The 17,576-nt window shown below is 72.5% G+C and carries 13 protein-coding genes; 6 read left to right on the top strand and 7 right to left on the bottom strand.

The window, feature by feature from the left end; all coding sequences use genetic code 11:
- Positions 1–56: 56 nt before the first annotated feature.
- The 5 genes from OG912_RS30710 (at position 57) to glpK (ending at position 4,653) form a co-directional block, all read left to right on the top strand.
- Positions 57–404, top strand: coding sequence for a DUF962 domain-containing protein (locus tag OG912_RS30710; protein ID WP_326735018.1), 348 nt, complete (start codon positions 57–59; stop codon positions 402–404).
- A gap of 48 nt (positions 405–452) precedes the next feature.
- Positions 453–932, top strand: a complete 480-nt coding sequence (locus OG912_RS30705; protein ID WP_327712135.1) for a Zn-ribbon domain-containing OB-fold protein — start codon at positions 453–455, stop codon at positions 930–932.
- A complete protein-coding gene (locus OG912_RS30700) occupies positions 929–2,119 on the top strand; it encodes a lipid-transfer protein (RefSeq protein WP_327712134.1) in 1,191 nt (396 codons plus the stop codon). The genes OG912_RS30705 and OG912_RS30700 overlap by 4 nt, the downstream gene beginning before the upstream one ends.
- Before the next feature lie 235 nt (positions 2,120–2,354).
- Entirely contained in the window at positions 2,355–3,116 is a 762-nt protein-coding gene (locus OG912_RS30695; RefSeq protein WP_326735021.1) for an MIP/aquaporin family protein, read from the top strand.
- 37 nt (positions 3,117–3,153) lie between these two features.
- Positions 3,154–4,653, top strand: coding sequence for a glycerol kinase GlpK (gene glpK, locus OG912_RS30690; RefSeq protein WP_327712133.1), 1,500 nt, complete (start codon positions 3,154–3,156; stop codon positions 4,651–4,653).
- Positions 4,654–4,740: 87 nt separating this feature from the next.
- Here glpK and OG912_RS30685 read toward each other — a convergent pair whose 3' ends face one another.
- The 4 genes from OG912_RS30685 to OG912_RS30670 are packed head-to-tail and all read right to left on the bottom strand — an operon-like array spanning position 4,741 to position 9,075.
- Positions 4,741–5,346, bottom strand: coding sequence for a GTP-binding protein (locus OG912_RS30685; protein ID WP_327712132.1), 606 nt, complete (start codon positions 5,344–5,346; stop codon positions 4,741–4,743).
- Positions 5,327–5,749, bottom strand: coding sequence for a DUF742 domain-containing protein (locus OG912_RS30680; protein WP_326735024.1), 423 nt, complete (start codon positions 5,747–5,749; stop codon positions 5,327–5,329). The genes OG912_RS30685 and OG912_RS30680 overlap by 20 nt, the downstream gene beginning before the upstream one ends.
- Positions 5,750–5,758: 9 nt before the next feature.
- Entirely contained in the window at positions 5,759–6,202 is a 444-nt protein-coding gene (locus OG912_RS30675) for a roadblock/LC7 domain-containing protein (RefSeq protein WP_219568140.1), read from the bottom strand.
- Positions 6,199–9,075: a sensor histidine kinase gene (locus OG912_RS30670; RefSeq protein ID WP_327712131.1), complete on the bottom strand. Its 2,877-nt coding sequence runs from the start codon at positions 9,073–9,075 to the stop codon at positions 6,199–6,201. The genes OG912_RS30675 and OG912_RS30670 overlap by 4 nt, the downstream gene beginning before the upstream one ends.
- A 453-nt stretch (positions 9,076–9,528) precedes the next feature.
- Here OG912_RS30670 and OG912_RS30665 point away from each other — a divergent pair, with 453 nt between their 5' ends.
- Positions 9,529–9,972 (top strand): hypothetical protein, encoded by a 444-nt coding sequence (locus OG912_RS30665; protein ID WP_327712130.1) that lies wholly within the window; start codon positions 9,529–9,531, stop codon positions 9,970–9,972.
- 46 nt (positions 9,973–10,018) lie between these two features.
- Here OG912_RS30665 and OG912_RS30660 read toward each other — a convergent pair whose 3' ends face one another.
- The 3 genes from OG912_RS30660 to OG912_RS30650 all read right to left on the bottom strand — a co-directional run bounded on the left by OG912_RS30660 (position 10,019) and on the right by OG912_RS30650 (position 17,481).
- Complete coding sequence (locus OG912_RS30660; protein WP_327712129.1) at positions 10,019–14,815, bottom strand: hypothetical protein; 4,797 nt, start codon at positions 14,813–14,815, stop codon at positions 10,019–10,021.
- Between the two features lie 85 nt (positions 14,816–14,900).
- On the bottom strand, positions 14,901–15,854 hold the full coding sequence (locus OG912_RS30655) for a hypothetical protein (RefSeq protein WP_327712128.1): 954 nt from the start codon (positions 15,852–15,854) through the stop codon (positions 14,901–14,903).
- A gap of 100 nt (positions 15,855–15,954) precedes the next feature.
- The gene (locus OG912_RS30650; RefSeq protein WP_327712127.1) at positions 15,955–17,481 is read right to left on the bottom strand and encodes a hypothetical protein; all 1,527 of its coding nucleotides are present in this window, start codon (positions 17,479–17,481) and stop codon (positions 15,955–15,957) included.
- Positions 17,482–17,576: the final 95 nt, after the last annotated feature.

The raw sequence follows: 17,576 nt of genomic DNA, 5'->3' as shown, positions 1-17,576 counted from the left end.
CTCTCGGACGCGGATCGGCCGTATCCGGTTGCCGATCCAGCCATTACGGTGCCCGTATGTCACAGGAGACGTTCGATTCGTACGAAGAATTCTGGCCCTACTACGTCGCGATGCACTCCCGGGCCGCGACCCGCTGGGTCCATCTCACCGGCACCCTGACCGGTCTCGCGATCACCGTCTACGGACTGGCGCGCGGCCGGAAGCGGTATGCGGCGGCACTGCCGCTGATCGGGTACGGGACCGCCTGGCCCGCCCATTTCCTGATCGAGAAGAACAACCCGGCCACCTTCGGTCATCCCGCCTGGTCGTTGCGCGGTGACGCGCAGATGATCGGGATGATGCTGGCCGGCCGCGACCGGGAGCTCGCGGAGACCGCTGCCAAGTGGCTCGCCGACAACAGCTGACCGTGGCACACTTCTGACGTTCCGTCAGACCCAGTGCCGGGAGGGGCTTTGTCGCGCAAGCGCATACCTGTGGTGGCCGGGTGGTTCACCGAGGACAGTACGGAGGAGGACTTCCGGCTGCTGGGCACCCGCTGCCCGCTCTGCTCGTCGGTCTTCTTCCCGCCCCAGAAGGGGTTCTGCCGCAATCCGGGCTGCACGGGGGGCGAGCTCGCCGAGGTGCCGCTGTCCCGGCGCGGCACGGTCTGGTCGTACACCGACGGCCGCTACCGACCACCCGCCCCCTACCTCTCCGATCCGGAGGTGCCCTGGGAGCCGTACACGCTGGTGGCGGTGGAGCTGGCGGCCGAGCGGATGGTCGTGCTCGGGCAGGCGGCCCCTGGGGTCGGCATCGGGGATCTCGCGGTCGGGATGGCAGTGGAGGCCGTACCGGGAGTCATGGACTCCGGCCCCGGTGACGACGACGGTGCGGTGCGCACCACCTGGCACTGGCGGCCGGTCACCACCGGCTCCGGGGACGGTGCGGCATGAGCGGGGACGTGGCCGTCCTCGGGGCGGGGATGCATCCCTGGGGGAAATGGGGCCGCAGTTTTGTGGAGTACGGCACCGTGGCCGCCCGTGACGCGCTCGGCGACGCGGGCATCGAGTGGCGGGACGTGCAGTCGGTGGTCGGCGCGGACACCGTGCGCGGCGGCTACCCGGGGTACGTGGCCGGGGCGACGTTCGCCCAGGCGCTGGGCTGGCAGGGCGCCCGGGTGACCAGTGTGTACGCGGCCTGCGCTTCGGGCGCCCAGGCGGTGAACACGGCCAGGGCGCAGATCCTGGCCGGCATGGCGGACGTGGTGCTCGTGGTGGGCGCGGACGCCGCCCCCAAGGGGTTCTTCGCACCGGCGGGCGGCGAACGGCCCGACGATCCGGACTGGCTGAGGTTCCGGGTGCTCGGCGCGACCAATCCCGCCTACTTCGCGCTGTACGCCCGCCGCCGCATGGCCCTGCACGGGGACACCCCGGAGGACTTCGCGCTGGTCAAGGTGAAGAACGCGGCGGCCGGAGCGCTGAACCCGAACGCCCGCTACCGGGCACCGGTGACCGCCGAACAGGTCGCGGCCTCCGCGGTGGTCGCCGATCCCCTGCGGCTGCTGGACATCTGCGCCACGTCCGACGGCGCGGCGGCCCTCGTCCTGTCCAGCATGGACTTCGCCCGGCGCCACGGGGCCGCGGACCCGGTCCGTATCCGCGCCGTGTCGACAGTGACGCCCACCTACCCCAAGGCGGTGCTCGACCTGCCGGACATCGCCACGGATTCGGCGGTCGCCGTGGAACCCTCGCCCATGAGTTTCCGTGCCTCGATCGCGCGGGCGGCGTACGAGGAGGCGGGCATCGGCCCCGGGGATCTGTCCCTGGCCGAGGTGTACGACCTCTCCACGGCGCTGGAGCTGGAGTGGTACGAGGACATCGGGCTGTGTGCGCCGGGTGAGGGGGCGGCGCTCGTGCGCGCGGGGGCCACGGCGCTCGGCGGGCGCATTCCGGTGAACCCGAGCGGCGGGCTCGCGTCCTTCGGTGAGGCGGTGCCGGCCCAGGCCATCGCCCAGGTCTGCGAGCTGACCTGGCAGCTGCGGGGCACGGCGGGGGAACGGCAGATTCCGGGTGCGCGGGCCGGAATCACGGCGAACCAGGGGCTGTTCGGTCACGGCTCCGCTGTCGTGGCGGTGCGCTGAAGCGACGCCCGTCGCGGGCACAGGCCGTCAACAGCGTTTGTTGTCCGCCTCCTTGACGACCCATCAAGCTCGGAGAACACTCCATTCCCAGCCGATGCCGTCCTCCCACACCACGGCGGCCGGCTGGTCCCACGCTCGTCACGGTCGCCGGGCGGGGCACGGCTCCTGCCTGCTCCCGGCCTCCGTAGCCATGGAAGCGCCCGGCGAAACCCGCCGGACAACCACTGGGAGCGCCATGAGCAATGGAGACATCTTCGCCGGGGAAGTCCTCGGAACGGCCATCCTCATCCTCTTCGGCGCCGGCGTCTGCGCCGCCGTCACGCTCCACCACTCGAAGGCCAGGGCCGCGGGCTGGGTCGTCATCGCCTTCGGCTGGGGCTTCGGCGTACTCGCCGGGGCCTACACCGCCGCCCCGCTGTCGGGCGGGCACCTCAATCCGGCGGTGACCGTCGGCATCGCCGTCGACACCGGCGAGTGGGACAAGGTCCCGCTCTACATCGCGGGTCAGCTGACGGGCGCCGTCATCGGCGCGGTGCTGGCCTGGCTGACGTACTACGCCCAGTTCCGCGCCAACGCCGACGAGGACACGTCCGGGCCCACGCTCGGGATCTTCGCGACCGCTCCGGAGATCCGGAATCCGGTGGCCAACCTCGTCACCGAGATCATCGCGACGGCTGCTCTGGTGCTGCCAATCCTGGCCTTCGGGAAGAACCCGGGGATCGGGATCGGCCCGGTCGCGGGGGCCGGTGCCGGTATCTACGGCTCCGGGATCTCCGTACTCCTGGTGTCCCTCCTGGTGGTGGGCATCGGCCTCTCGCTGGGCGGGCCCACCGGCTATGCCATCAATCCGGCCCGTGACCTCGGTCCACGGCTGGTGCATTCGCTGCTTCCGATACCGAACAAGGGCACGTCGGACTGGAGTTACGCCTGGATTCCGGTCGTGGGGCCGCTCCTGGGCGGGCTGCTCGGCGGCCTCGTGTTCAACGCCGCGTTCTGAGGACCGTGCCGGAAGTACCCGACGGACAAGGGGAGTCATGACGATCAGGTATGTCGCCGCCATCGACCAGGGCACCACGTCCAGCCGCTGCATCATCTTCGACCAGGACGGTGCCGTCGTCGCCGTCGACCAGCGCGAGCACCGGCAGATATTCCCCCGCCCTGGCTGGGTGGAACACGACGCCTCCGAGATCTGGACCACCGTGCAGTCCGTCGTGGCCGGCGCCCTGGACCGGGCCGGGCTGCGGGCGGACCAGCTTGCCGGGCTCGGCATCACCAACCAGCGCGAGACGACCGTGCTCTGGGACCGGGCCACCGGGGTCCCCGTCCACCACGCCATCGTCTGGCAGGACACCCGTACCGCCGCTCTCTGCCACGAGCTCGGCGGTGCGGACGGGCAGGACCGGTTCCGCGCCACCACCGGCCTGCCGCTGGCCAGTTACTTCTCCGGCCCCAAGGCGGCCTGGCTGCTGGAGCACGTCCCCGGGCTGCGCGAACGGGCCGAGCGGGGCGAGATCGCGTTCGGCACCATGGATTCCTGGCTGATCTGGAATCTCACCGGCGGCACCGCCGGCGGCGTCCACGTCACGGACGTGACCAACGCGTCGCGGACCATGCTGATGGACTTGGAGACACTCCGGTGGGACCCGTCCATCCTGGCCGCCATGAACATTCCGGAAGCGGTACTTCCGGAGATCAGGTCCTCGTCCGAGGTGTACGGAACGGCCGTCGGCGCGCTCGCCGGGGTGCCGGTCGCCTCCGCCCTGGGCGACCAGCAGGCCGCCGTCTTCGGCCAGGCCTGTTACGACCCGGGCACGGCCAAGAACACGTACGGAACCGGCAGTTTCCTGCTGCTCAACACCGGCAACCGCCCCGTGGCCTCGAAGAACGGGCTGATCACCACCCTCGGCTACCGGATCGGCGACGAGGCGCCCGTCTACTGCCTGGAGGGGTCGATCGCGATCACCGGGGCGCTCGTGCAGTGGTTCCGCGACCAGCTCGGGATCATCGAGAGCGCCGCGGAGATCGAGACCCTCGCCGCGAGCGTCGAGGACAACGGCGGGGCCTACATCGTGCCCGCCTTCTCCGGGCTGTTCGCCCCCTACTGGCGCTCCGACGCCCGGGGTGTGATCACCGGGCTGACCGGCTATGTCACCAAGGCGCATCTGGCACGGGCCGTCCTGGAGGCGACCAGCTGGCAGACGCGTGAGGTCGTCGACGCGATGTACCAGGACTCCGGCGTGCCGATCACCACGCTCAAGGTGGACGGCGGCATGACGGCCAACCAGTTGCTGATGCAGCACCAGGCGGATGTGCTGGGTGTCCCGGTGATCCGGCCGAGGATCGCGGAGACGACGTGCCTGGGCGCGGCGTACGCGGCGGGGCTGGCGACCGGCGTGTGGTCGGGGCTCGACGAGCTCAGGACGCACTGGCAGCGCGATGTGGAGTGGCAGCCCCGGATGGAGCCGGAGGTCCGCGAACGCGAGTACGGCAACTGGCGCAAGGCGGTGGAGCGGAGCCTCGGCTGGCAGGAGTAGCGGGAGGCCTCCGCTCCCCCGCCGCCCGTGGACGCGCGGCCCGTACCCTCGTCGGCGGGGGTACGGGCCGCGTTACGCCGGCCGGTCCTACGTGGTGACGGGCTCGCGGAGCCGGTCCACTCGGGCCACCGCGTGTTCGACGACGGCCACCAGGACGTCCCGTACGGACGCCCGGTCCCGCGCGTCGCACATGAGCACCGGCACCTGCGGATCCAGGTCGAGCGCCGCCTGCACCGTCCCGGTGGGGAACCGGTCGGCGCCCTCGAAGCAGTTGACGGCCACGGCGAACGGGATCTCGCGACGCTCGAAGTAGTCGACCGCCGCGAAGCAGTCCTCCAGCCGGCGGGTGTCCGCGAGGACCACCGCCCCCAGGGCGCCCTGGGCGAGTTCGTCCCAGAGGAACCAGAAACGGTCCTGCCCCGGGGTCCCGAAGAGATACAGCACGAGGTCCTCGCGGAGCGTGATCCGCCCGAAGTCCATCGCCACCGTGGTCGTGGTCTTCGCCTCGACACCGTCCAGGTCGTCCACCGGACGTCCCGCCTCGCTCAGCATCTCCTCCGTACGCAGCGGCCTGATCTCACTGACCGCGCCCACCAGGGTCGTCTTGCCCACTCCGAAGCCGCCCGCCACCAGGATTTTCAGGGTAACGGGCTCAACGGGCCGCCTGTTGCGGCTAGAGCGCCCGAAGGCCATTGATCACCTCGCGAAGAATGTTCACGTCCGGCAGCTCGGCCGGCGGAACGGGACGGGTTACGTGCACCAGCTCGTCCTCGACGAGATCGCCGACCAGGACCCGGACCACCCCGACAGGGAGGTCCAGACCGGCAGCGAGCTCGGCGATCGACTGAGGCATGTCACTGCAGAGTTCGACGATCTCCACGTGTTCCGGGGAGAGCATCTGGTCCCTGCCGGGATCGTCGGCCGCGGGTTCGGGCATGACGATCGCGATCAGGTCGAGGCGATGGCGGGACGCGCTGCTGGTACGTCCCCTGGTCATCGCGTACGGGCGGACCACCGGCCCCGCGTCGGCGTCGTACCAGCGCGATGACTGCGGGCCGCCGGGGTTCTCCGGGGTACGGGAGGTGTCGGCGCTCATCCCGTCCACTCACCCTCCGGAGGACAGACCGGTCGTCCGTGGGGCGTTGGCCAGGTGAGCTCCCACGCGCTTGACCATCAGCGTCATCTCGTACGCCACCTGTCCGACGTCCGAGTCGGAGTCGGCCAGCACCGCGAGGCAGCTGCCGTCACCGGCCGCCGTGACGAACAGGAACGCCTCGTCGAGCTCGACGACGGTCTGCCGGACCCTGCCTGCGTCGAAATGGCGGCCGACCCCCTTGGCCAGGCTGTGGAACCCCGAGGCGACGGCCGCCAGGTGCTCGCCGTCCTCCCGGGTCAGGTCCTTGGACGCGCCGGTGGGGAGACCGTCGCTGGAGAGGACCAGCGCCTTGCGGATGCTGGCGACGCGCTCGACGAGTTCGTCGAGGAGCCAGTTGAGTTCACCTGACCCCTGACGTGCGGAGTTGAGTGCTGCGGCGTTCGGTGCGGTCATGGACCGTCCCCTCCCGGAGTGGTTCCTTGTGCTGTGTCACCGGGGCCGGTCACGTCCTCGGCGTTCTGCAGGCGTCCGCGCTGCCAGCCGCGCTGGAGCGAGGCCATGCGGTTGCGTACCTCGTCGGCGTCCCGCTCGATGTCCTCGGCGCTCTCCACCGGGTCCGGACCGGGCGCGCCCGAGCCCTCGCGGAGCTGCGGGGCGAGGCTCGCCTGACGGATCCGGCGGGGCAGTCCGCCCACGGTGTCCGGAGCCGCCGACGGGGACGGGACGGCGGATGTGGACGACCGGGGCGCCGGCGCCGACGGCGTGCCTTCGGCGGGCCCTGCGGGGGGCCGGAAGCCGGTGGGCGGCCGGGGTTCGGTGGGTCGGCGGCGGTCCTCGTGCGGAACGGGGCCGGTCGCCAGGGGCCGGACAGAGCCGCCTGTGGGCTCCGGACCGGCGGCCGTGGGGTGGGCCCGGCCGCCCTCGTCGACGCGGCGGCCCCGGTCGGTGACCAGAGTCGGCGGTTTGCGGCGGGGCAGCGGGCGCGCGCCGTCCGGGCGCAGGGCCCGGACACCGTCCGGCTCCGCCGTACGGTCGGCCGCCTGCTGATGCTGCTCGCGGTCGTCGTCGCGCCGGAGCTCGCGGGCGCGGAAGATGCCGCCGCGCTCGCTCTCGGTGTCGTCCAGGTCGGGGACCCCGTCGAACACGGGATCCAGACCCCGCTCCGTGACGGCTTCGAGAAGCGGATCGCGGTCGAATCCCAGGGGCGCGAGCGGTCCTTCGAGCTCGACCGGGCCGTCCAGCAGAGCCGGGTCCACCAGCCCGCTGGGGACCGGGGAGAGGCTTCCGGGCCGGCCCTGCGGGCGGGCGGCGGCGAGACGGCGGTCCGGTGCTGCCTCCCCCGGTCCCTCCTTCGGCTCGCTGCCCGGCCTGCTGCTGGCGATCGCCTTCTCGGACCTGCGGTCGAGACGGAATCCGGTGCCGTGCGAGTCCGGGGCGTCGGTGAGCAGCGCGGCCGGGATGAAGACGACGGCGGTGGTGCCCCCGTACGGGGAAGTCTGGAGCGACACGCGGACGTTCTGGCGCTGGGCCAGCCGGCTGACGACGAAGAGGCCGAGCCGGTCGGTGTCGGACAGTTCGAACTCGGGGGTCTCGGCAAGCCGGAGGTTGGCGTCCAGGAGCACTTCGGGGGGCATCCCGAGGCCGCGGTCGTGGATTTCGAGGGTGAAGCCGTTGGCGACCTGTTCGCCGTGCACCTGTACCGCGGTGTGCGGGGGCGAGAACACCGTGGCGTTCTCCAGCAGTTCGGCGATGAGGTGGGTGAGGTCGGCGACGGCGGGGCCGCCCACGCCGATCCGCGGGAGCCTGCGGACCTCGATCCGTTCGTAGTCCTCGACCTCGGCGACCGCGGCGCGCACCACGTCCATGAGCTGGATGGGCTTGCGCCACTGCCGGGAGGGGGCGGCTCCGGAGAGGATCACCAGGCCCTCGGCATGGCGCCGCATCCGGGTGGTGAGGTGGTCGAGGCGGAACAGGTCGGCGAGTTCGTCGGTGTTCTCGGTGCGGCGCTCCATCGTGTCCAGGAGCGTCAGCTGGCGGTGCAGCAGCACCTGGTTGCGGCGGGCGAGGTTGACGAAGACCTCGGAGACCCCGCGTCGCATGGCTGCCTGCTTGACGGCCGCCTCGACCGCGGCCCGCTGCAGGGTGTTGAGCGCCTGCCCGACCTGGCCGATCTCGTCCCGTTCGTACTGGAGGTGCGGGGACTCGGTCTCGACGTCGACCTGTTCGCCCGCGGCGAGGCGGCGCATCACGCTCGGCAGCCGCACTCCGGAGACCTCGTGGGCGTCCTTGCGCAGCCGGGAGAGGTCACGGATGAGCTCACGGCCGATGCGTACGGACACGAAGACGGAGACGAGCAGGGCCAGGAATCCGAGCACGCCGGCGGCGCCCGCCTTGATCAGGACGCCGTAGCCGGCGGGCCTGCCCCGGTCCTGGAAGCGGTTGTTCATCTCGGTCGAGTCGTTGGCCAGCCGGTCCAGGACCGGCGGAGCCACCTCCTGCCAGCGGGCGGTGTCCACGGCACGGGAGTTGCGGGTGGGCCCCTGGGCGAGGAGGTTGTCCTCGGCGGTGCGCAGCGGTTCGCTGTCGGGTCCCGTCCAGTACTGCTCCATGCGGCGTCGCTCGGACGCGGGGAGCACCTGGAGGTTGATCTCGTACAGCAGCCCCCGGTTGGCCACGAGGTCGGAGATCTGCCGGAGTTCGGGGGCGGTGAACCGCCCGGCCAGGAGCCCCGAGGCGACCAGTGCGTCTTCCCTGGAGAGCATCTCGCGGGCGCGCGAGACACCGGTCAGCGCCCTGACCTGCTTGTCCATGGACACGTTCTCCATCGTGTGGAGGCCGGTCAAGAAGCTGTAGCAGGGGTCGATGAGGCGGTTGTAGTAGTCCATCGCCCTGGTGCGGTCGATGGTGCGCCGGTCGACGGAGTCGCGGAGCGCGTCGAGTTCCTCGACCGCTCCGAGGATCGAGCTGAGCTGGGTCTCGGCGTCGGGGCGCAGGGCGTCGCGGATGTCCTTCTGCTGCGCACTCGACGTCACGCGCTTCACGACCCGGTCGGTGACCGCGCGCTGCGTGCGCAGGATCGGCAGGGCGTCGGAGGCCCGCGGGTCCGCGAGAAAGACGAGGGTCTGGCGGCGCTCGTTCTGGACGGCCCTGACGGTGTCCTCCAGGGGGTGGCCGACCTTCTCCACGATGGTGCTCGCACTCAGCAGCTGGCCCGCCTCGCGCCCCGTCAGGTAGGTGGCGAAACCCCAGAGTGCGGTGAGGGAGACGAGCGGCACCAGAAGCAACGCCACGATCTTCCTGCGGATGGACTTTCCGCGAAAGCGCATGGCCTCCCCCAGCTCGGCCCCGCGGGGCGGGGATGGTGTTCCGTCAACAAACGGCGCGAGCCTACTACCGACACACAGACAACTCGAAGGCGTGTCCGGACGATTTTCGGCCGCCTTACTGGGAGTTGACCATGACTTGTCCCGGTATTCCGGGAGATGAAATTCGCGAAAGCGACAGAAGACGCCTATCAGAGCGGCATATTCCTCCCCTTGTCGGTTGGCTGGATCTCTTCGTTCCGGGCGGGACCGAGGGAATCTTCATCTTCCGGCACTCGTCTGTCTGTACGGGGGCAGGAGAGTCGCAGGAGTGCACTGGGCAGGACGGGGCGTCCCGTCCGCGTAGAAAGGGTGCATGCGGGGCAGCAAACCTGAAGTCGGACAGTGGTGGGGAGTTGAAAGTCCTTGGACACGCAGGAGCGTCACGGTGCGGTGAAAGTGCCACCGGCCCGGACGATGCAGGAGACAGACGTCGCGGCCCCGGGGAAGCACGGCCGACCGGAGGGTCCGCGGCAGCCGCTCTGGGTCGAGGAGCCGGCCACGCGTCGGCGGATGCCGGATCCGGTGCGCACGGCCGCCGTGCGGGCCGTACTCATCGCGTCGCTGACACTCATCCAGGCCATGGTCGCCTTCCTGGCCGAGCTGACCGGTTCCTGGCTGGCCTTTCCGATAGTGCTCAGCAGTGTGGCCAGCACGGTGGTCGCCACCTGGTCGGTCCTGGACGTATGGGTCACCCGGCAGGTGTGGAACCAGCGCAACGGTGTGGTGTCGGTGCCCAGCAGTTCGGCCCGTCAGCTGCGCCGCGAGCGGCGGGCGGCGAGGCGGGCGGCGCGGACCGCCGAGCGGGACGGCGCGCGAATACGGCGGCGGGACGCGGGACGCCGCCTCTCCCGGGCCTGACCCGCGCCCCGGCCCACTTCCGCTTCTTCGGTGTCCGGGCCGCGGGCTATGCGTTCTCGGTCCGGGTCGTGGGCGCGTCCGGTGCCGGTGCGGACCGCTTGAACATACGGGTGGCGGTGATCTCTCCGTGCACCGTCTCGCTGCCCGGGTCCTGCTGGGGCAGCCCGGGGCGCAGATGCTCCTCGACGCTGATGTACTTCAGCCCGGCCCTCAGGTCCGCGTCGTTGCGCAACCTGATCACCAGCGGGAATTCGGCGAGCGCCGTCGTATCGAAAAGCCCTGTGGTGTACAGCAGTTGCACACCCAGCGCATCCGCGACCGCGCGCTGGAGCTCCAGCAGATACGTGGCGTTGGCGCGGCCGATGGGGTTGTCGAGGAACAGCGTCCCCGCGTGCCGGTGCTGATGCCGGTCACGGCCGCGGTCGTTGCTGCGCAGGGCGGCCATCGTGCAGTACAGGGCGATGGCGGCGGTGAGCAGCTGACCGCCGGAGAAGACGTCGCCCATCTGCCCGACCGGCACCCGCTCGGCGCGCAGCACCGCGTCCGGCTTCAGGATCTCCACGGCGATGCCGCGGGGCTCCAGCGCCGCCTGCACTCCGCGCAGCAGCAGGGACATCCCGTCCCGGCGCAGGTCGGAGTTCTTCTTCAGGGCCGCCTTGGTCGCCTCGTCGACGACTTCGCCGAGCCGTTCGGTGAGGGTGGCCTGGTCGGGTTCCTCGAAGCGGATCCGGAGGAACTCCTGACCGGACCACTCCCCCAGGCCCTCGGGAAGCCGGGAGAGCCGCTGGGCGGAACGGAGCGTGGTGAGCGCGGAGTCCACCAGGCCGCGCAGCCGGTCGACGATGGATTCGCGGTTGCGCTCCAGCTGGGCCAGCTCGTCGGTGAGGACCCGCAGCCGGGGTGCGAAGGCCGTCGCCCACTTCTGTGCGTGCTCGGGCAGCGCCGCGGCCGGCAGTTCGCGGATCTGCTGGCGGGCCGGGGTGCGGACCTGTTCGTAACGGGTGGAGTTGGCGTGCCGTACGAGGACGTCGCTCGCTTCCCGTACGGCCGCTTCCGCGGTGGAGAGGTCGGCGGCGCAGCCGCGCAGTGAACGGCGGGCCTCGGCTGCGGACTGCCGGGCCTCCTCCAGGCTGCCGGGATACGGCTCCGGGTTCTCGGGGTCGTCCTCGGCGCCGTGGTCCCTCAGGAGGTCGCGCAGCAGGGCCGCGGTCTCGTCGAAGCCGCCCGCCGAGTCCTCGGCGGTGCGGTGGGCGTGGAGCAGCTCGGCGTGTGCGGCGCGGGCGGTGTCCAGTGCGGCGGTCGCGGCGGAGAGCTCGGCCGTCGCGGTACGCAGCAGGGCCTGGGCCTGTTCGGCGTCGGCGGGAGCCTGCTCGTCGGGGAGTTCTGTGTGCAGGCTCTCGCCGTCGGCCGGGGCCAGTCGCTCGGCCTCGCCGCGGAACCGGCCCAGCTGCTCGCTGGCCGCCGATGCGCGCGTCTCCAGGAGCTGGACCAGGGACTCGGCGCGGGCGGCCGCGGCCTGCCTGGAGGGGCCGTCGGCGCCGTCCGTGCTTTCCAGAAGCTGGGCGGCCCGGGTACGGACCTTGTTGGTGAGCCGGTCGAGCTCGGCGAGCGCGGCGCTCTCGTCGCTCTCCGCGCGTGCCTGTTCGGCGCGCAGGTCGGCTCCGACGCCGACCTTCTCGTAGAGCTGGGACGCTGCCCGGTAGGCCTCGCGCAGGGCGGGCAGGGTGTGGCGCGGGGCGCCCGCCTCCGGCTCCGGGAGGTGCTCCGGGGCGCCGGCGATCTCGGCCCGTTCGGCGCGCAGGGCACGGGCGGTGCGGCGGGCGTCGTCGGCTGCGCGCTGGGCGGCCCTGCGGTCCTCGTCGGCGGCGCGGGCCCGCTCCAGGCAGACGGTGGCCCGGGCCTCGGACTCGGCCGCCTCGTCGACCAGTTCGCGCAGCTTGACCTGCCAGCCCGCCCGTTCGCGGAGCCGGAAGGCGAGTCCGGCGAGCGCGTCGGCGGCCCGGCGGGCGCGCTGGGCGGCCTCCTGGCGTTCGTCGCGGACGCGGGCGGTGTCCGCCGCGGCCTCGTCGGCCTCGGCCCGCACGGTACGGGCCTCGGTGAGTACGGCCTGTGCCGTCTCGGCGGCCGTACGGGCGGTGCCGGCGGCCTCCGCGAGTTCGGTGAGCATGCCGGGCGGGCAGTCCGCGCGCCAGGAACCGATACGGGCGGCGAGCGAGCGGTCCCCGGTGAGTCGGGCCGCCAGCGTACGGATGTCCTCGTCGCGGGCCGCGGTACGGCTCCTGAGCGCCTGCCGCTCCTCGTCGGCTGCGTGCTCGTCGTGCATCGCCGGGTTCGGCGGGACGAGGAACACCCCGTCGGTGCCCGTGGCGGATCCGGCGGCGGGGTCCGGGACGGGCGCGAGCAGTGCGGCGGCGGTGCCCACGGCCACGGCGGAGCGCGGCAGCAGTGCGGCGGCACCGAGGACTTCACGGGCCCGGGCATGCGCGTCCGGGTCCGTGATGACGACGCCGTCGACGAGTTCTGGGCGGGCCGCGAGCACGGCCGCGTGGTCGGCGGGGTCGACGGCCTGGGCGAGGTAGCGCCACCCCGGCAGCGCCGGGATGCCGTGCTCGCCGAGGTATTCGACGGTGGCGAGGACGTCGGGCCCCGGAGGCAGCAGTCCGCCGTCGCCCAGCGCGCCCAGGATGCGGGAGTCGTCCGCGGCCGCGGTGCGCAGCTCGAAGAGCCGCCGTTCGGCGGAGGCGACGCCTTGGTCGAGGAGGTCCCGCAGCTCCTCCGCACTGCGGTCGAACTCGTCTGCGGTGAGGGGCTGTTCGACCGGCCTCGGCTGTGCGGCCGTGGCCGTGTGGGCGCCGTGGGCGGCCGGTTCGGTCCCGTCCGGGGCGGCGGAACCGGACTCCGTGCCCGCGCCCTCGTCGTACTGCTGCTGGTCCTCGGCACCGTCCTGCGTGCCCTGAGTGCCCTGCGTGCCGCGCCGGGGCCGGGGAACACCTCCGACAGCGGGCAGACCGAGGAGGTCGGCGAGGCGGTGGTCGGCGGCGATGGACTCGGCGGCCCTGAGCTCGGCCTCGTACGCCTGCTCCGCGGCGCGTGCGCCGTCGGCGGCCCGCGCTGCGGCGAGTTCGGCCCGGCTCTCGGCAGCGGCGGCCTGCCTGGACCGGTCCGCCGCGGCCCCGGCGGCCTCGCGGGCGGTGTCCCAGGCGGCTACCGCGGACTTCTCGGCATCATTCGCGGCGAGCGCTGCGCGGGCCGGGTCCGCGTTGGGCGCGGTGTCGTCGAGCCAGCCCGCCCGGACGGCTTCGGCGGTCTCCTGCTCCACCTCGGCCAGGCGCTGGCGCAGGTGGCCGGCCTCGCTGCGGGCGCGCTGGGCCTCGGTGGCGGCGGTGGTGGCGTCCCGGTGTGCGGCCTCGCCCGCGGTCTGGAGGGTGTCGGAGCGCTCCTCCTCCTCGTTGGCCACGCTCTCGCCCGCTTCGGCGGCGGTGTGCAGAGCCCGTACGAGATCGCCTGCGGCGGTGGCACGTGCGGCCAGGGCCGGGGCGGCGTCGCGCTCGGCCTCCCGGATGGCGACGGCGACGCGGGCGGAGCGGTCGGCGGCGGCCCGGTGGCGGAGCACTGCCTCGGCGGCCTGCCAGGCGGAGTGCAGGGTGCGGGCGTCACCCAGCTCGCGGCGCTGGGCGGCGGCACTCTTCTCGGCGGCGGTCAGGGCCAGGGAGGCGTGCCGGTAGGCGAGTTCGGCGGCGATCAGGGCGCTGCGGCTGCGGGTCTCCTCGGCACCGGTGACGGTGTGGGCGGCGCCGGTGACCTGCTGGGCGAGCTCCGCGGTCCGGCCGCGCTCCAGGCCGGCGCGGGCGGAGAGCCTGCGGGCCAGCGTGCGGGTGCGGCGCTCGGCACCGGCGTGGATGTCCCGGGTCCTGGAGCGTGCTTCGGCGGCTTCCACGATGCGGCCGAGCAGGTCGACGGAGCCTGCGGTGAAGTCGCGTTCGGCGGTGAGCTCGGCACGGCGGCCCAGCTTGTTGCCGAAGCCGCTGACGAGGTCGGCGAGGCCGTCGGTGTCGCGGGTGTCGGTGACGGCCCGCAGCAGCAGGTCGGTGAAGTCGGAGTCCTTCTTCACCGCGAAGAGTCCGGCCGCCTCGCCCTCGTCGGCGTTCATCTCGCGCTGGTACCGGAAGAGTTCGGGGTCCAGGCCCAGATCGCCGAGGTGTTCGTTCCAGCGGTCGTGGATCTCCTCCCAGTGCACGTCGAGGTGCTGGTAGAACTTGCCCGCCTCGGTGAGCGCGTCGCGGAAGCCCTTCATGGTTCGGCGCCTGCCGCGTGCGCCGGAGACGCCTTCGGTGGGGCGGCCGACCGAGGTGGCTTCGGCGACGGGCAGCGAGTCGAGGCTGAGCCCGGGTCCGGGACGGAAGGAGTACCAGGCCTCGGCGAACTTCCTGGGGTCGTTGGAGACCTGGCGCCCGCGCCATTCGCTGGCCTTGCCGACGACCACGCACTCGCCGGTCAGCGTGTGCTGCCACTCCAGCGCGACATGTCCGCAGTCCTCCGCGAGCAGGAACTTGCGCAGCACGCCGGAACTGGCGCCGCCGAGGGTGTTGCGGTGACCGGGCAGCATCACCGAGAAGATCAGCTTCAGCAGGACGGACTTTCCGCCGCCGTTCTCCAGGAAGAGCACCCCGGCGGGCGCGGGCCGGCGCGGCGGGCCGACCGGCTCGTCCTCGAAGAACTCCGCCTGGGCCGGTGCGGGGTGGGGCACTGGCTCGCCGACACCGCGCAGATCGAGCACGGTGTCGGCGTAGCGCGCGCCGGCAGGCCCGATGGAGTAGAGGCGGACCCGGGACAGCTCGTACATGGCGGCGGACTCTCGTCGTTCAGGCAGCGGGAAGGAGATGTCGGTGGCGGGGCCGGTCGGTGGCCGGCCCCGGTTGTGGGGGCGGTCAGCTGTGGAAGGGCAGACCGGCGTCGGCCGCCAGCTCCAGGGCGTCGGGGTCGGGTGGTGGCAGCAGGGTCGCCGATCCGTCGGTGACCGGTACCACGCCCAGCTCCAGGAGCTCGGCCATGGCGGCACCGCCCGCCATGTCCCGGACCTGGAGCTGGTAGCGGGCGGTGGTGCGGAAGGCGCCTCCGGCGTCGTCCCCGGTGCGCTGGAGGAAGCCGGAGTCGGTGAGGAAGGCCACGGCCTTGCCGACGATGCCGGTGGTGGATCCGGCCAGCCGGCGGGCGTCCTTCGTCGCTCCGGTGGCGCTGCGCCGGGCGTAGATCCGCCAGCCGGCCTCCAGACCGGGGGCGTCACTGGCCGGGTCTGTGTTGTCGCCGTGTTCCTCCGCGCGCTCCTCCAGCCGGTGGCACGCCTGGCGGACGAAGGCGTCGACGCCGTTGACCGTGATCCGGCCGATGTACGCGTCGTCGGCGAGGTCCTCGGGGCGCGGGAATGCCATCGCGGCAACGGCCAGGTGGGCGAGCCCGTGGAGGAAGCGGTCCGCGGAGTCCGAGGAGGCCCTGCGGGCGTAGTCGCCCATGCGCACGGCGAAGACCGAGTCCTCGCCCGCCGTGACGGCCATGCCGGCCCGGGTGGACACCTCCAGCACGACGAGGCCGAGTCCGGTGGCCACGGCGTCGGCGAGCCGGGCGAAGGCCGGCTCCTCCCGGTAGCGGCGGAGCAGCTCGGCGTACTCGGCGTCGCGGGCGGGCAGCAGTTTGGGCTGGAGACCGAAGGCGACGAGCCGGGAGGCGTCCGCCGCATCGGCCGGGGTGATGGCGGCGGGGGCGGCCGACGGTCCGGAGACGGGCCGGTCGGTGGGGTGGCCGGCCAGGAGTGCCGCCCGGTCGGCCGCATGCGTGGCGGTCGGCTCGCTCCACGCTTCGGCGTGCTCTGCGCGGTGGTCGCTCACGACGGTCGCTCCTTGTTGCGGAAAGTCTTCGGTACGGGGTGGCCGGCCGCGCGGCGGGTCGCTGCGGCTCGCACGGGAGCGGCCGGGGTGGGGCGCGTCCTCATGTCGCCTCCGAGCGGTCCGCCGCCATGCCGACGGCGTCCAGCAGAGCCATGCCCACGATCAGGTCCGCGCCGCCGAACTCGGGATCCTCCAGCGGGGTGCCGTCGTCCACGGAGAACAGCAGGCGACGCTCGCCCTGGCGGTATGCGGTGCCGACCGGCGGGCTGGCGGCGTGCACCGCGAGCAGAGCGACCAGGTAGGGCAGGTCCGCGTCGCGCCGCCGGGCCTCGGCCAGGAGCCCGGAGAGGCGGCGCGGTGCGTCGTGTTCCAGGTCGAGCAGCTCCATCGCGGAGGCCAGCTGCTCCTCGCTGAACCGGCTGTCGTCCGGGGTGGCGATCAGATCCGGTTCGGGCATTTCGGCGCCCAGGTGTTCCCGTTCGAGTGGCGGGGTGAGCAGCAGGTCGACCAGGTCGCCCACCCGGACCGAGGTGGGGGTGCGCAGCCCGGTGCCGTGGGCGAAGAACGCGTCGGTGGCCCGGATGGCCTGTTCGACGGGGAGCGGGAGCAGCGGGGCGAGGAGCTGTCCGTACAGGTCGAGTCCGGTGCGGGCGGCGGGCGCGGCGAAGGCCTGGCGGTCCTGCTCGGCGCGGAACAGCGGTCCGGCTTCCAGGAGGCGGGACTGGAGCTGGGTGTGGCGGCGGATGCAGTCCTTGACGATGTCGACGAGCTCGGCGGCGCGCCGCTTGTGCTCGGGCTCCTCGGCCTCGTCCCGGGCCTTGCGGATGTTGGTGAGGATGGCGTTCTCGTGGCGGTACCGGTCGGCCACGTGGTCGAGTGCCTCGGCGATCATGTCGGGCACCGCGTTGAGCCAGTCGACCGCGCGGACGTTGCGCCGGGTCGCGTCGAGAGTCTTGCGGAGCGTCTCCGCGTACTGCACGGTCCGGTAGCGGGCCTGCTCCGCGGCGAGCTGGGCGTCGGCGAGGCGGCCCCGGCTGATCAGGACCTCCAGCTTCACCTCGGCGGCGATCTGGGCGCTGGTGACATCCGTGTCGAGCGCGCCGACCAGGACGTTGACCGCTTCGTCGGTGGCCCGCAGGTAGACGGTGCCGCCGTATCCCGGGACTTCCTCGATCAGTTTGAAGTCGTAGTCCCGGCGGACGTAGACGCCGTCGGACCCGAAGGTGCCGTAGACCGCCCGGAAACCGCGGTCCACACTGCCGACGTTGATCAGGTTCTCCAGCACCCAGCGGGCGACCCGTTCGTGCTCGGCGACGGGGCGGCCCGGGGCCTGCGCGGCGACCCGCGGAAGCAGTCTGGCCACTATCTGGTCGTGGTCGGCTCCGGTGTCGAAGTCCATGTTGAGGGTGACGTGGTCGATGGCCGCGAGGGCGACCTCGGCCATCGCGTACACGGTGTACTCACCGGCGAGGTTCGTCTTGCGCACGTCGAGGTCGTGCAGTGGCGCCGTGCAGGCGAGCGCGCGCAGCCGTCGCGAGAGCCCCTCGTCGGCGGCCGGGCCCGGTGCGGGCCGCGGCCCCGCGCTGAGCTGGGGCGCAGCGTTTTCCGTGTAGGCAGGCGAAGTCACGCTGCACAGATTAGGTCCTCGGACTGACAACGGTCGAAACGGCGCAGATACGGCCGGTTGCCCCGAGTCGGTCATGCCCCGCCGTGGGTGCCTCC

The sequence above is a fragment of the Streptomyces sp. NBC_00464 genome (assembly GCF_036013915.1).
Classification (GTDB): domain Bacteria; phylum Actinomycetota; class Actinomycetes; order Streptomycetales; family Streptomycetaceae; genus Streptomyces.
Note: the sequence above shows the minus strand (reverse complement) of the source record. Positions and strands in the feature narration are given on the sequence as shown.